General features: G+C 70.2%; 13 protein-coding genes. 3 read left to right on the top strand and 10 right to left on the bottom strand.

What is annotated here, in order from left to right:
- Positions 1–14: 14 nt before the first annotated feature.
- Positions 15–395, bottom strand: coding sequence for a hypothetical protein (locus tag J2Y70_RS16560; RefSeq protein ID WP_309919913.1), 381 nt, complete (start codon positions 393–395; stop codon positions 15–17).
- Between the two features lie 83 nt (positions 396–478).
- Positions 479–2,071: a DNA recombination protein RmuC gene (gene rmuC, locus J2Y70_RS16555; protein WP_309919912.1), complete on the bottom strand. Its 1,593-nt coding sequence runs from the start codon at positions 2,069–2,071 to the stop codon at positions 479–481.
- Positions 2,072–2,237: 166 nt separating this feature from the next.
- On the opposite strand from rmuC, the gene J2Y70_RS16550 reads away from it, so the two are divergent.
- The 3 genes from J2Y70_RS16550 (at position 2,238) to J2Y70_RS16540 (ending at position 5,127) form a co-directional block, all read left to right on the top strand.
- On the top strand, positions 2,238–2,861 hold the full coding sequence (locus tag J2Y70_RS16550; protein ID WP_309919910.1) for a glutathione S-transferase: 624 nt from the start codon (positions 2,238–2,240) through the stop codon (positions 2,859–2,861).
- 116 nt (positions 2,862–2,977) lie between these two features.
- Positions 2,978–4,405, top strand: coding sequence for an amino acid permease (locus tag J2Y70_RS16545; protein WP_309919908.1), 1,428 nt, complete (start codon positions 2,978–2,980; stop codon positions 4,403–4,405).
- Positions 4,402–5,127, top strand: coding sequence for a DUF6882 domain-containing protein (locus J2Y70_RS16540; RefSeq protein ID WP_309919906.1), 726 nt, complete (start codon positions 4,402–4,404; stop codon positions 5,125–5,127). The genes J2Y70_RS16545 and J2Y70_RS16540 overlap by 4 nt, the downstream gene beginning before the upstream one ends.
- Positions 5,128–5,679: 552 nt before the next feature.
- On the opposite strand, the gene J2Y70_RS16535 is transcribed toward J2Y70_RS16540, so the two are convergent.
- The 8 genes from J2Y70_RS16535 to J2Y70_RS16500 all read right to left on the bottom strand — a co-directional run bounded on the left by J2Y70_RS16535 (position 5,680) and on the right by J2Y70_RS16500 (position 14,659).
- Positions 5,680–6,891, bottom strand: a complete 1,212-nt coding sequence (locus J2Y70_RS16535; protein ID WP_309919904.1) for an MFS transporter — start codon at positions 6,889–6,891, stop codon at positions 5,680–5,682.
- Positions 6,892–7,018: 127 nt separating this feature from the next.
- Positions 7,019–7,420: a DUF2628 domain-containing protein gene (locus J2Y70_RS16530; RefSeq protein ID WP_263396376.1), complete on the bottom strand. Its 402-nt coding sequence runs from the start codon at positions 7,418–7,420 to the stop codon at positions 7,019–7,021.
- Between the two features lie 335 nt (positions 7,421–7,755).
- Complete coding sequence (locus J2Y70_RS16525) at positions 7,756–8,901, bottom strand: glycerate kinase (RefSeq protein ID WP_309919902.1); 1,146 nt, start codon at positions 8,899–8,901, stop codon at positions 7,756–7,758.
- 318 nt (positions 8,902–9,219) lie between these two features.
- Positions 9,220–10,470: a dipeptidase gene (locus J2Y70_RS16520; RefSeq protein WP_309919900.1), complete on the bottom strand. Its 1,251-nt coding sequence runs from the start codon at positions 10,468–10,470 to the stop codon at positions 9,220–9,222.
- 112 nt (positions 10,471–10,582) lie between these two features.
- Positions 10,583–10,906 carry a hypothetical protein gene (locus tag J2Y70_RS16515; RefSeq protein ID WP_309919898.1) on the bottom strand — a complete coding sequence of 108 codons (324 nt, stop codon included), beginning with the start codon at positions 10,904–10,906 and terminating at the stop codon, positions 10,583–10,585.
- Positions 10,907–11,285: 379 nt separating this feature from the next.
- Positions 11,286–12,809 (bottom strand): tryptophan 7-halogenase, encoded by a 1,524-nt coding sequence (locus tag J2Y70_RS16510; RefSeq protein WP_309919894.1) that lies wholly within the window; start codon positions 12,807–12,809, stop codon positions 11,286–11,288.
- A gap of 69 nt (positions 12,810–12,878) precedes the next feature.
- Positions 12,879–13,889, bottom strand: a complete 1,011-nt coding sequence (locus tag J2Y70_RS16505) for a cupin-like domain-containing protein (RefSeq protein WP_309919888.1) — start codon at positions 13,887–13,889, stop codon at positions 12,879–12,881.
- 5 nt (positions 13,890–13,894) lie between these two features.
- Positions 13,895–14,659: a SapC family protein gene (locus J2Y70_RS16500; RefSeq protein WP_263396382.1), complete on the bottom strand. Its 765-nt coding sequence runs from the start codon at positions 14,657–14,659 to the stop codon at positions 13,895–13,897.
- Positions 14,660–14,707: the final 48 nt, after the last annotated feature.

The following is a 14,707-nucleotide window of genomic DNA, read 5'->3' as shown; positions in this document are numbered from 1 at the left end:
CACTGTCCGCGCGCTCAGTCGACGCAGATCTGCGAAGCGCCCACACCGCCCTGCACTTGCTGCCGGCAGCCGAAGTTCTCGCTGATGTCGCGCTGGCACACGCCCTGGGCGGCGCTGCCGGTCGGCACCGGCGTCACCGCCAGGCAATCGCCGTGGCACTGGCCGCTGTCGCTGCAGGTCTTGCCGGCGTCGGCGAACGGGACCACGCACTTGAGCAGGCCGCGCCGGCCGAGCGGACGCAGGCTGCCGCCCTGCGCGGTACACGCCGCAGCGTCCGGCGCCACCTCGGCGCCATCGCTGCCGGATTGCGCTGCGGGCATAGCATGCGGGGTGGGGCCGCTGACGCAGGCGGCCAGCAGCAGGCTGGACAACAGGGTGGACCAGCGCATCGACATCGGCGTCTCCATTCGGACAGGGTTGCGATGCTCAGTATCGCAGCGCGCGCGTTGCGGCGGATGCAGGACCGTGCGCGATGCGCTCATTCCTGTTCGTCGCGCGCGGCATCCTCGTCCGGATCGGGATCGGCGATCGGCAGTTCGAGATCGAGCAACGGCGCGAGTTGTGCGTCGGCCAACGTCTCCACGCCGCGCAGGCGGCGCTCGATGGTGCGGGTCTTGCGGCTGGCATCGCCCAGGCTCTTGCCGACGGTGCTGATCTGCTTTTCGGCCTTTTCCAGGATGCCGGCGAACTTGCCGAACTCGCTCTTGACCGCCGCCAGCACGCCCCACACTTCGCTGGAACGCTTCTCGATGGCCAGCGTGCGAAAGCCCATCTGCAGGCTGTTGAGCAACGCAGTGACGGTGGTGGGGCCGGCGATGACGATGCGGTGCTCGCGCTGCAGCAGGTCGGCCAAGCCGGGCCGGCGCAGGGTTTCGGCGTACAGGCCTTCGGTGGGCAGGAACATCACCGCGAAGTCGGTGGTGTGCGGCGGCGCGATGTACTTGTCGCTGATCGACTTGGCCTGCACCCGGATCGCGCGTTCCAGTTGCGCGCCCATCGCCAGCACCAGGTCCGGATCGCCCTGTTCCTGCGCGTCGAGCAGCCGCTCGTAGTCCTCGCGCGGGAACTTGGCGTCGATCGGCAGCCACACCGGCGTGTCCTCGTGGCCGCGGCCGGGCAGGCGCACCGCGAAATCGACCATCTCGTTGCGCTCCGGGCGCACCTTCACGCCGCGCGCGTACTGCTCCTGGGTCAGGGTCTGCTCGAGGATGTTCTCCAGTTGCACCTCGCCCCAGCCGCCGCGGTTCTTGACGTTGCTCAGCACGCGCTTGAGGTCGCCGACGCCGGTGGCCAGCTGCTGCATCTCGCCCAGCCCGCGCTGGACCTGCTCGAGCCGTTCGGAAACCAGCTTGAACGACGCATCCAGGCGCGTGTTGAGCGTGGTCTGCAGCTTCTCGTCGACGGTGCCGCGCATCTGCTCGAGCTTGGCCGCGTTGTCGGCCTGCAGTTCCTTCAGCCGCTCTTCCAGGGTTGCGCGCATCTCGCCGATGCGCTGTTCGTTGCGCTGGATCAGTTCGTTGAGCCGCTGGCCGAGCGCGTCGGCGAAGCGTTGCTGCGATTCGGCGCCTTCCAGACGCCCGCGGCGCGCATCCTCGACCAGGGTTTCGCGCAATCCGGTCAGGTGCGCGTCGATGCGCGCGATCAGCTCGCTCTGTTGCTGGCCGAAGTGCAGCATGCGCGCGTCCTGCTGCTGACCGAACGCGTCGAGCTGGCCGCGCATTTCGAGCAGGCGCTGGTTGAGCAGTTCGGCCACGCGCTGCTGCGCCTCGCCGGCCTCGACCCGGCCGCGGCGCGCGTCCTCAGTCAGCGCCTCGCGCAGCAGGTCCAGGCGCTGGTCGGTGCGGGTGGACAGGTCGGCCAGATGGCGGGCGAAGCCCTCGCTGCGCGCGTCCTGCTGCCGCGCCAGGCTGTCGAGCTGCTCGCGCAGTTCGCCGCGGCCGCTGCGCTGTTCCTCGCGCAGGGCCTGTTCCAGCGCCGCGGGGTTGTTCCGGCGCAACAGCAGCGCCAGCAACAGCACGATGACCGCGCACAGCAGGCCGGCCAGGATCAGGAAATGGGGATCGGTTTGCATGCCGCCAGTGTAGCCGGCCGCGTCGCAGCAGCTGCGCCGCGGCCGCGCCGTCGGCCATGCCCTGACCAGCATGTCGCGCTGAGCGTGCGCGCTGCATGGCGAGCGGCGCATTGCGCACGATGCCGCGCTGGTGCACGCTCGGCCGCCCCACACTCGGCCCGACCGCATGCTCACCCTGTACGGCAAGTCGTCCTCGATCAACGTGCGCAAGGTGCTGTGGCTGTGCGCGGAACTGGACCTGGCGATCGAACAGCTGCCCTATGGCGCCGGCTTCGCCGCGGTGGACACGCCGGCATTCCGTGCGTTGAATCCGAATGCGCTGGTCCCGGTGCTGCGCGACGGCGACTTCGTGCTGTGGGAATCCAACAGCATCTGCCGCTACCTGGCGGCGCGCCAGGGACGCAGCGACCTGCTGCCGGCCGCCGCGCAGGGCCGCGCCCACGTCGAGCAATGGATGGACTGGCAGGCCACCGAATTGAACAACGCCTGGCGCTACGCGTTCATGGCGTTGGTGCGCAACAGCCCCGACTATCGCGACGCCAAGGCGATCGCGCGCAGCACGGCGGACTGGCACCGGCACATGGGCATTCTCGACGCGCAGCTGCAGCGCACCGGCGCCTATGCGGCGGGCGCGGATTTCACCCTGGCCGACATCGTGCTCGGCGTGGCCACCCAGCGCTGGATGGCCACGCCGATGCCGCGCCCGACGCTGACGGCGGTGGAGGCGTACTACGAGCGGCTGTCGGCGCGTCCCGGGTTCCTGGCGCACGGGCGCAACGGCCTGCCCTGACCGCGCCGTCGCGCAGGGTGCGCCGCCGCGATGCCGCCCGCCACGCGCTCCCGTAGCTTTGCTGCACCGCATTGGGCGACACTCGCGGGCTTGTCCCATCGCTTCCCGAGGCCCGCATGTCGTTCCTGTTCCGGCGCAAGTCGCTCGATCTGGTCACCGTCCACGAGGCCGGGCGCCGGCTGGTGCCCACGCTGAGCTGGCCGCACCTGGTGGCGCTGGGCATCGGCGCGATCGTCGGCACCGGCATCTACACCCTGATCGGGGTCGGCGCCGACAAGGCCGGCCCGGCGGTGCTGCTGTCGTTCGCGGTGGCCGGGGCGATCTGCGCCTGCGCCGCGCTGGCCTACGCGGAAATGGCGACGATGATGCCGGCCGCCGGCAGCGCCTACACCTACAGCTACATCGCGCTCGGCGAGAGCATCGCCTGGGTGGTGGGCTGGAGCCTGATCCTGGAGTACTCGCTGGTGGTCAGCACGGTGGCGGTAGGCTGGTCCGGCTATGCGGTGGGCTTCCTCAAGGGCGTGGGCGTGGACCTGCCGCTATGGCTGACCGCCGGGCCGCATGTGCCGGGCGGATTCGTCAACCTGCCGGCGGTGCTGATCACCTTCGTCGTCGCCGGCATGCTGATGCTCGGCACCCAGGCCAGCGCGACGGTCAATGCGGTGCTGGTGGCGGTGAAGATCGTCGCCCTGACCGTGTTCGTGGTGATCGCGCTGCCGCATTTCGACAGCGCACGGATGGAGCCGTTCATGCCGTTCGGCTTCGCCAAGACGATGGGCGCCGACGGCGTCGAACGCGGGGTGATGGCCGCGGCGGCGATCATCTTCTTCGCCTTCTACGGCTTCGACGCGATCTCCACCGCGGCCGAGGAAACCAAGAAACCCGAGCGCGACCTGGCGATCGGCATCCTCGGCTCGATGGTCGGCTGCACGCTGATCTACGTGCTGGTGGCGCTGTCCGCGGTCGGCGCGATGAGCTACACGGTGTTCGGGCAGAGCGCCGAGCCGCTGGCGCTGATCCTGCGCGAACTCGGCCAGGGCAAGGCGGCGACGCTGATCGCCGCGGCCGCGGTGATCGCGTTGCCGACGGTGCTGCTGGCGTTCCTGTACGGGCAGAGCCGGATCTTCTTCGTGATGTCGCGCGACGGGCTGCTGCCGCGCGGGCTGTCCAAGGTCAGCGCGCGCACCGGCACGCCGGTGGCGACCACGCTGTTCACCGCGATCCTGGTGGCGGCGCTGGCCGGCGTGGCGCGGCTGGACGAGATCGCCGCGCTGGCCAACGCCGGCACCCTGGCCGCGTTCATCGCGGTGGCCGCGTGCCTGCTGGTGCTGCGCGTGCGCGAGCCCGACCGGGTGCGCAAGTTCCGCACGCCACTGGCGTGGGTGGTCGCGCCGCTGGCGATCGGCGGCTGCCTGTACCTGTTCTGGAGCCTGCCGCACACCACGCAGAAATGGTTCCTGTTGTGGAATGCGATCGGCGTGGTCGCCTACCTGCTGTACGGGCGCCGCCACAGCCTGCTGCGGCGCGAGCAGCCGCGGCCGTGACGCCGTCCTTCCAGACCCTGCTGGCGCGCCACATCGGCACCGCCTTCGCCCGGCAGATGGCGCTGGCCGACGTGCTCGGCGAACGCGGCTGGCGCCTGGATCTGGCCGAGGGCATTGCGCACTTCGGCGACGACCTGCACTTCCCGGTCCAACTGCTGGGCAGCGCCGCCGAGGACAGCGCCAGCTGGCTGTGGGCCTGGGCCAACACCGCCAGCGACCTGCCGGAGAACCTGCTGGTCGCGGCGAACGCGCTGCGCGAAATTGGCGAACGCGAGGGTCCGGCCGAACTGGCCACCGCGTCGCTGCCGCTGGACGACGACGGCCACACGCTGGCCCTGCTCGCCGCCGCACTCAGCGTGCAGTGCTACTACCGCGGCCCGTATCGCGGCGGCGCGCTGTTCTTCCTGCTCGACGACGTCCCCGCCAGCGTATTCGCGCCGTGCGACGATCCGCGCGTGCTCAGCCTGCTCGGACAATTGGTCGCGCAGTTCCCGCTCGATCACCGCGCGATGACCGAGGGCTTTCTCGAGGACCAGGAGTATGCGTTGCAGCGCGAATCCGGGCAGACCGTGGCCACGCGTGGCGGCAGCCGGATCACGCTCGCCTTCGATGCGCTGGGTCGCCTGGCCCAAGTGCAGGGCAGCCTCGCGCCGCAGCAAGCCACCACGGTGGCGGCGGCGGCGGACAAGCCGGCGCCGAAATGGCAGTTCTGGAAAAAGTAACAACGCCACGCATAGCCCCTCTCCCCTCGGGAGAGGGGTTGGGGTGAGGGTCCGGCGCGAAAGCGCCTCGCCGAGTTTGGCTGCACGAGGCTTCGCCCGTACCCTCATCCGCCCCTGCGGGGCCCCTTCTCCCGATGGGAGAAGGGAACAGCCATAGCCCCTCTCCCACCGGGAGAGGGGTTGGGGTGAGGGTACGGCGCGAAGCGTCTCGCGGAGTTTGGATACACGAGGCTGCGCCCGTACCCTCATCCGCCCCTGCGGGGCACCTTCTCCCGATGGGAGAAGGAACAGCCGTAGCCCCTCTCCCACCGGGAGAGGGGTTGGGGTGAGGGTACGGCGCGAAAGCGTCTCGTCGCGTTTGGGTGCACGAGGCTGCGCCCGTGCCCTCATTTGCCCCTGCGCGCCACCTTCCCCCGAAAAGGGAGCCATGTCCCGACGGGAGAAGGTACAAATTTCACGGCGCCGCGGCCTGCCAGTTGCCACAAATGCATGCCTTGAAACGGATGCGAGCATCACCCGATCCAAGCAGAAAACAGCGCACCGGGCACGCGCTCAGCGCGCCGCCACCGCCGCCCGCCGGAATTCGCTGAAGTAGAACAACAGCGCGGCCACGCCGAAGCCGGCGCCGAGCAGCGACAGTCCCGGCCAGCCGGCGTAGGCGAACACCGCCGCGGCCAGCAATGAACCGGCCGCGCCGCACAGGAACACCGAGGTCATGAACAGGCCGTTGAGGCGGCCACGCTGTTCCGGCGCCAGCATGTAGATGCTGCGCAGGCTCAACACCTGGCACACCTGCACCGCCGCATCCAGGACCAGCGCGGCGACCACCAGCCACAGCAGCGCATGCGCGTGCGCGGCCCAGGCGCCGATGCCGAACGACAGCGCCGCCGCGGCCAGCGCCCAGCCGGTGGCCGGGCGGGTCCAGCCGCGGTCGGCCATGCGTCCGGCGAGCGGCGCGACCAGGGCGCCGGCGGCACCGGCCAGCGCGAACAGCGCGATATGCCGCTGGTCCATGCCGAAGGACTGCGCCAGCAGCAGCGGCGAGCCGGTCCAGAACACGTTGAACGCGGCGAACATCATGCCCTGGTAGAACGCGCGCCGGCGCAGCAGCGGGGTGTCGGCATACAGCCGCGGCAACGAGGCCAGCACTGCCGCATAGGACGCGCGCTGCGCAGGCCGGCGCTGCGGCAGGCGCCAGCGCAGCACCACCATCAGCAACAGCATCATGCCGGCGGACAGGAAGAACACCGCGCGCCAGCCCAGGGTGGCGGCGACGAAACTGGAGAACGGCCGCGCCAGCATGATCCCGGCCAGCAGCCCGCCCATCACCGTGCCGACCACGCGGCCGCGGCTGGCCTCCGGCGCCAGGTGCGAGGCGAACGGCACCAGGATCTGCGTAGCCACGGCGCACACGCCGACCACGAACGAGCCGATCAGAAAGCCGGCGGCCGACTGCGACAGGCCGATGCCGACCAGGCCCAGCACCACCCCGCCCAGCAGCAGGATTGCCAGGCGCCGGTTCTCGGCCACGTCGGCCAGCGGCACCAGCAACAGCAGGCCGGCGCCGTAGCCGAGCTGGGTCAGCGCCACGATCAGCCCGGCCAGGCCCGCGTGCAGGCGCAGTTCCGGCGCGATGATGCCGATCAGCGGCTGCGAGAAGTAGATGTTGGCCACCGCCAGGCCGCAGGCGGCGGCGAACAGCGCGATCAGGCCGGAGGACAGGCCGGCGGGTGCCGCAGCGGCCTGGGACGCAGGAGGGGACATGGGAACCTGAAGCCGGGACTCGGGACTCGGGACTGGGGACCCGGAAGAGCAAAAGCATAAGGCAAAGCGCCGCGGCGCCGCTTTTCCGGGTCCCGGTCCCGCGTCCCCGGTCCCGGCTACATCCCGCTTACCACCAGCGCATGCCTTCGAAGGGGTTCCAGCTGGTGCTGCCCTTCTTCACTTCCAGGTAGTAGGCGTAGTTGGCGATCATGCCGACCAGTACCGCATAGGCCACGCTGAGGCCGTTGATGACCATGTTCGGCAGGAAGAACGACAGCACGCCGATCGCCACCGAGATGCCGATCAGCACGATCGCCTTGCGCCACAGGCCGAGGATGAAGAAATAGATCCAGCCGAAGAAGAACGCGAAGAAGTTCATGTTGATCTTCAGGCGTTCGCCGAACGACAGGGCCTTGAACGCCGGCTTGAAGCCGGGCGAAGCCGGGCCGCCGTGGCGATCGAAGAAGTCGAAGCGGAACTGCCACTTCGGGCTGAGCGGCGCGCGCTCGGGAAGGTTCTGGGTGCTCATGCAGGTCAATTCCTTTTTTTGTAATCGTTTTCATTGTAGCTGAATAGGCTGCTGCGAGGCCATGCGCGCAGGTGGTGACTGCTGTCGGCAGCAGCCTTTGCGACGCCGGAGCCAGGCGCTCGCGGAACCGCGCACGAGGTTGCGCTGGCCACCGCACCTGGGCGCCAGGCCGGCTCGTTGCCGCTCGTTGGCATGGCCTGATCGTGCCGGGGCGCAGCTGATCCCTATCGCAGCGAAGAACGGCTGCTGTTCCCCGCCCGTGGAAGCGCAGGCCTCGGACGTGCAACCGCGTCCGGCCTATCAACCCGATTCGAGCGCGCGCGCCTGCGCGCCGCTCACTTCCCCAGATCGCGGCCGATCCGGATCGCTTCGGCCACGTTGCGCGCCGTCCCGCGCAGGTTCGCCGCCGCCTCGGCCAACGCCTGCTCCAGCGTGCAGGGGCGTGGCACCGTGCCGAACATCGCATCGATGCCATGCGCATGCAGCAGCGCCGCGTCGGCGCCCAGGCCGCCGGCGATCGCCATCACCGGTTTGTCGTGGCGCTTGGCGATGCGGGCCACGCCGAGCGGCGTCTTGCCGCGCGCGCTCTGGCTATCCAGCCGGCCCTCGCCGGTGACGACCAGATCGGCAGCGGCCACCAGCGCCTCCAGTCCCAGCGCCTCGGCGACGATGTCCGCGCCCGGGCGCAGCTGCGCGCCCAGGAACGCGACCAGCGCCGCGCCCAGGCCGCCGCCGGCACCCGCGCCGGGCAGCGCGGCGATCGCGATGCCCAGGTCGGCGTCGATCACCGCGGCGTAGTGGGACAGGTTGGCGTCGAGTTGCGCGACCTGCGCCGGGGTGGCGCCCTTCTGCGGCCCGAACACCGCCGAGGCGCCTGCGGGCCCGGTCAGCGGATTGTCGACATCGCAGGCGACTTGGATGTCGCAGTGCCGCAATCGCGGATCCAGGCCGGTCGCATCGATCCGCGCGAGCGCGGCCAGCGCACCGCCGCCGGCGCCGAGCTCACGGTCCTGCGCGTCGAGCAAGCGCACGCCCAGTGCCTGCGCCATGCCGGCGCCGCCATCGTTGCTGGCGCTGCCGCCGACCCCGACGACGATGCTGTGCGCGCCGGCGTCCAGCGCCGCCAGGATCAATTCGCCGACGCCGTAGCTGGTGGCGGCGAGCGCATCGCGCCGCGCCGGCGGCAGCAACGCCAGCCCGCTCGCCGCGGCCATCTCGACGATGGCGGTGCGGCCATCGCCGCTCATGCCGAAGAAGGCCTCCACCGGCGCGCCCAGCGGTCCGGTCGCCGTGTGTGGGACGCGACGCCCGCCGGTGGCCGCGACCAGCGCCGCGACCGTGCCCTCGCCGCCGTCGGCGACCGGCACCTTGACGTAGGTCCACGTCGGAAACACGTCGCGAAACCCCGCCTCGATCTGCGTGGCCACTTCCAGCGCGGACAGGCTTTCCTTGAACGAATCCGGTGCGATGACGATCTTCATGGTCGCCCCGATGCTAGCCGAAGCCGGGCGTCGCCGCCGCGCTGCAGGCCATGCGCGTGACCACGCGGGTCGCGCTCGCTCGCGCGACAGCTACAGGCGTTGGCACGGCCAGCCGATCCACGCCGAGCGCGCGGCAATGCGCCCGTTCCGATCGAAGTCGCCCAACACGCGCTGGCGTCATCGACGCACGCTGCGGCAGCGTCGCGGTGGCGATGCGCCAGCACGTGCGCAGTGCATTCCTGCCGTGGGCGTAGCGCCAATTGGAGCCGCGGATGCGGCCTGCCGCGATGGCCGCTGCTGCCTCTGTCCTTGGCGGGCTCAGGAAGCCCCGGCCTTCGCCTGCGCCGCCGCCCAATCCTGCGCCTGCTGCATCACCCGCAACAGGTTGCCGCCCCAGATGGCGGCGATCTGCTGCTCGCTGTAGCCCTTGCGCAGCAACCAGGCGGTGATCTTGGGCAGGTCGCCGACGTCCTCCATGCCGGCCACGCCGCCACCGCCGTCCCAGTCCATGCCGATGCCCACGTGCTCGGGGCCGACCAGCGCCAGCACGTGCTCCAGGTGCGCGAAGAAATCGTCCAGCGTCGCCTGCCGCACCGGATACCTGGCGTCCAGCGCCTTCATCTCTTCGCCCAGCGTGAGCCCATCGGCAAGTTGCAGATGCTCCCAGCCGCCGTATCTGGCGATCAACGCCTCCTCGGCGGCCTTGCGCTCGGGGCTGGCGCCGTTGTCGATCAGGTAGCCGCCGTAGGAATTCATCTGGATCACCCCGCCGTGTGCGGCCAGCACCTTCAGCCGTGCATCGTCGATGTTGCGCGGATGCGCGTGCAGCGCGCGCGCGCCGCTGTGCGAGAGCAGGATCGGCACCGGCGACAGCGCGATCAGCTGGTCGAACACCGCATCGGAGGCATGCGACTGGTCGATGATGATGCCGAGCTTCTGCGCCTGCTGCACCAGCTGCTTTCCGGCCGGGCTCAGCCCATGCCATTCCGGTCCCTTCGGATCGGTGGCCGAGTCGGCGAATTCGTTGTTGAGGAAATGCGCCGTGCTCATCAGCCGCAGGCCTTGCGCGTAGTAGAAGCGCAGCAGCGTGGGATCGGCGACCAGCGGGCTGGCGTTCTCCATGCTCAGGTACACCACGCGCTTGCCGGCGGCCTTGATCCGCGCCGCGTCGGCCGGGGTGGTGGCCATGCCGAACTGCTGCGGATGCGCCGCGAGCAGCCCGCGGATCGCCATCAGCCGTTGCAGCCCGGCATCACGATCGTCCAGATGCGCCTGCGCGCTGCGGTCGCCCTGGCCGGTGTAGATCGCCCAGAACCCGCCGTCCAGCGCGCCGGCGAGCATGCGCGGATAGTCCACCTGCGCCAGCCGGTTGCCGGCATGCGCGGTCATGATGTCGAAGTCGCCGCGCTCGAAATTGGCCGGCGTGTCCAGGTGCGAATCCAGCGTCAGCAGCCGCTGCTGCAACGCGGTGGCGCGCGCCAGTTCCGCTTTCGTGAATTCGACGGCATGCGCCGGCAACGCCGCGGCCAGCGCCAGCGATACGGAAAGACACAGGGTTCGCAGCGTCATGCATGGAGCTCCGGAACGGACGGCCTTCGATGATAGCCATGCCGGTGGGCAGGCGAGCGCCATGAAGCGACGGCGGATGCCGCCGGCCTGTCGGCGTGGTGCGCGCTGCGGCTCAATCGGCCGCCGGCGCGGCCCCTCCGGCAGCTGCCGTGACCGCGGTGAGAAGCGCATCCACCAACTCGCCAAGCGTCAACGTCCCGGCGGCTTGCCAGAAACGCGCCGGCATGGCGACGCCGAGGGAGGCGTGGATGTCGTGGATCGCGTGTTCGAGCTCGCCCTCGTTGCCCAGCGATGCAAAACGCGGGCCTCCGCCGATGACCTCGACCGCGTCGTCGGGCGAAAAATACGGACCAGGCCAATGCAGGCGATACATGAAGATGGCACCGATCGCGCGCGCCGCCTGTTGTCGCGCGCCACCGCCCCACAGATCCAGCAACTCGCCGCTGCGCGCCTTCTGCTGGGCGTAGAGTCGCCCGAAGAACGACAGGTCCAGGCCGAGCCACCTGACCGATGAAGAATCGCTCGCGCGCGCCGGTCGGCGGATAGCCTGAAGGGTAGCGCAGCGGCGCTGCCGGATCCGAGCAAGCGGTTGGCGTTGGCGTGTGCACGGCAGCCTCCGTCGCTGCAGGACAATGCGTGGGCAGGACTCGAGGCGCCGTCCTGGCCGCGCACGCTGCGCAAGCGTAGCGTGCGCGAGTCGCGTGAACCAGCACGCGTGCACTGCGCGGCAAAGCCGTGAAGGCTATGGCGCTACCGACCGATCCCGTGCTTGCGCGACCAATGGCGCGCCGCGCGCGTCGGCAATCGGCTATCCGTCACGCCGGCGCCGTCGTCCTGGCGGGGGCACGCCCCGCCCAGACTTCCGGTGGCGCCTTGCAATAGCCCGCGATGAACGCCTCCTGCGACGGCATCTGCGCCACCGCACGGTCGATGGGTTGGCGGATCGCGTCGAGGAAGCGCTGCAGTTCCTGGTCGGGCAGCGCGCGCGCCAGCAGGTGGTGCTGCGCCGGCACGATGCCCTGGCCAAGCAGCACGTGGATCCACGAATCCACCCGGAACAGTTCGTCGCTGCCCTGCCAGGCGTGCGCGCGCTCGCGCCAGGCGCGCAGCCGCTGCTGCAGCGACTCGGGCAGCGCCATCTCGCGGCAGGCCTGCCACATCGGTTCCTCGCGCTGGTTGGCGTGGTAGTGCAGGATGATGAAATCGCGCACGTGCTCCATCTCGGCGCGGCTGACGTCGTTGTAGAAGTCGGCCATCGACGGGGCGATGCCGTCGGTGGGGAACAGCGCGATCAGCCGCATCACCGCGGAGATGGTCAGGTGGATGCTGGTGGATTCCAGCGGTTCGATGAAGCCGCTGGCCAGGCCCAGCGCGACCACGTTCTTGTTCCAGGCCTTGAGCCGACGGCCGGTGCGGAACGGCACCAGCCACGGGTCCTTGATCGGCGGCGCGGCGGCGTCGTGCAGCAGCTTGGCGCGTGCCTCGTCGTCGGACATGTGCGCGCTGGAGAACACCAGCCCGCAACCGACGCGATGCTGCAACGGGATATGCCAGCGCCAGCCGGCGGCATGGGCGATGGCGCGGGTGTACGGCACCGGCGCCGCCACCGCCTCGGTCTGCACCGCCACCGCGCGATCGCACGGCAGCCACTGCTTCCAGTCTTCGTAGCCGGTGTGCAGGGTCTGCTCGATCAACAGCCCGCGGAAACCGGTGCAGTCGATGAACAGGTCGCCTTCGACCAGCGTGCCGTCTTCCAGCAGCAGCGCCTCCACGAAACCGCTCTCGGCGTGCTGCTGCACCTGCTGGATCTTGCCTTCCACGCGCTTGAGTCCGTAGCGCTCGGCGTGGCTGCGCAGCAGGCGCGCGTACAGCCCGGCATCGAGGTGGTAGGCATAGTTGACCGGCGGCGACTGTTGCAGCGCGAAGCGGTCCACGCGCGAGGCCACGGTTTCCAGGCAGTAGTCGCCCAGCTCGGAGACCATCCCGCGGCGCTGCGCTTCCAGCCAGAAATGGTGGAACGCGCAGACCAGGGTGCTCTGCCCGGTGAGGCCGAACGGGTGGATGTAGCGCTCGCCATGCCGCGGCCAGTTCTCGAAGGAAATGGAGAGCTTGAAGGTGCCGGCCACCGCGCGCAGGAATTCCTGCTCGTCGATCTGCAGGAAACGGTGGAAGCTGCGGATCGGCGGCACCGTGGATTCGCCGACGCCGACCGTGCCGATCTGCTCGGATTCGATCAGGGTGATGTCCAGCAGGTCGCGGAACTGGTGCGACAGCGCGCAGGCAGCGATCCAGCCTGCCGTGCCGCCGCCTGCGATCACCACCTTGCGTATCTGGGCCATTGCGTCGTCTCTCCTGCAGTGATGGATGGTGGCGCGCGCGGCGGCGCGCAGCCTTGGATGGGGCCGCGGTCAGCGGTTGAGCTTGGCCAGCAGCATCGCGCGCAGCTGCCGCGCCTGCATGTCGTCGATCGGCCCGAGCAGGTGCCGCGCCTGCGCCGGCAGATGCTCGCCCGCGCGGTCGGCCGGCCCGAACACGTAGTACTCGAACACCTCGCGCCAGGCCGCCTTCTCCGCTTGCGGCCGGTCGCGCAGCGCCCACATGGCGTGATACAGCGCCGGCAACGGCGGCGGCAGCCAGGCCGGTGCGCCGCTCCACCAGTAGTTGACCAGCACGTTGAACGCTTCCAGCCCTTCCACGTGGTGCCACCACAGGCCGGGCAGGAACAGCGCGTCGCCGGGTTCCAGCACCGCGCTGCGGCCATGCGCCAGCGCCTCGGCGAAGCGCGGGTAGCGGGCGAAGTCGGGCGCGGCGAAATCCACCACGCTGATCGCCTGCCCGCCCGGCGTCGGCTCCAGCGGGCCGGGATAGAGGTTGCCGATCTGCTCCGGCGGGAACACGGTGAAGCGGCGCCGGCCGACCGCGCAGCAGGCCAGGTTGTTCGGCGCGTCGTAGTGGCAGGACGCGGTGATGCGGTTGCCGATCCAGATGCTTGGCCGCCCCTGGATGCCATGCGCGGCGAAGTCGACGTCGTTGCCGTCGCGGAACCCCGGCAGGCTGTCGTCCACCGGCAGCGAGGCCAGGTAGTAGGCCGGCGGCCGCGGATCGTCCAGGTGCGCGGTGATCGCATCGAGCAGGCCGGGCAAGTCGCCGCGCCGCACCTCGAAGTTCAGCGCGGTGAAGTCGTCGTTGTAGAACGGGCGGCCGCCGATCTCCGGCGCGCCGTAGGAATATTGCAGCGCGCGGCCGTTGCTGTGCCCGCGCAGCAGCTCCATCGCCGCGTGCGTGCCGCGCAGGCCGGCCTGGACCAGCGCCCAGTCGCGCACCAGCCCGCGCAGCACCACCGGCTCGCCGGCCTCGAGCAGTTCGGCCAGCGGCAGCGCGCCGGACCGGCAATCGCTGCGTTCGGCAATCGCCGCCATCGCGCTCAGGCGGCCTGCCCGGCGGCGGCCGTGGCGATGTCCGGATGCTGCAGGCGGCGTTGCTTCTCGGCCATCAGCCGGCGCATGTTGTGCAGCGAGGCCAGCAGCAGATAGGCCCCTTCCAGGTAGCCGGTGCGGTGCAGTCCATGCAGCGACGGCGCATCCAGCGCAGCCAGCCGCTCGCGATCGATGCCGTACAGCCCGGCCAGGTGCACGTTGTGCGCCTGCCCCAGCTGCACGTCGATGCGCACCGGCTGGATCAGGCCCAGCGCATCGAACGCGGCGAACATGGCGTTGCCGCCTTCCACGCCGTCGCGGATGCCGCGCAGCACGGTGATGATGTGCTCCAGGTAGGGGCTGTTCCCGCCTTGCGGCAGGAACACCCGCTCGCCTTCGCTGAAGCTCACCCGCGGGTGGTCCAGGTCGACGTGGATCACCGGCTCGCGGCGCAGTTCGCCGTCCTCGTGCTGCTCCTGGAACCCGATCAGGAACGGGCCCTTGGCGACGATGCCCGGCAGGTACGCCGCATTCCACTGCGCGCCCTGCAGGAACAGGTTTTCCTGCTGTTCGAAGCCCAGCAGCGCCACCGACTGGAACGCGCCGTCGCCCGGATCCTTGCGCAGCAGGATCGGGTATTCGCGCTGCAGCTCGGCGAACTCGGTCGGGAACGCCTGGACCACGCCGGTGGCGTCGCCGAACTCCGGACCGAAGCGCAGGATCACGCGCAGGTCCTGGTGGGCGACGTTGTTGAGCAGTTCGTATCGGGCCATCTGTACTCCAGCGGGTCGGTGGCGGAACTCGGCGGGACGCCACGCGAC

This window comes from Xanthomonas sp. 1678 (assembly GCF_031455575.1).
Classification (GTDB): domain Bacteria; phylum Pseudomonadota; class Gammaproteobacteria; order Xanthomonadales; family Xanthomonadaceae; genus Xanthomonas_A.
The sequence above is the reverse complement of the archived record's forward strand: the minus strand, read 5'-3'. Positions and strand labels throughout refer to the sequence as shown.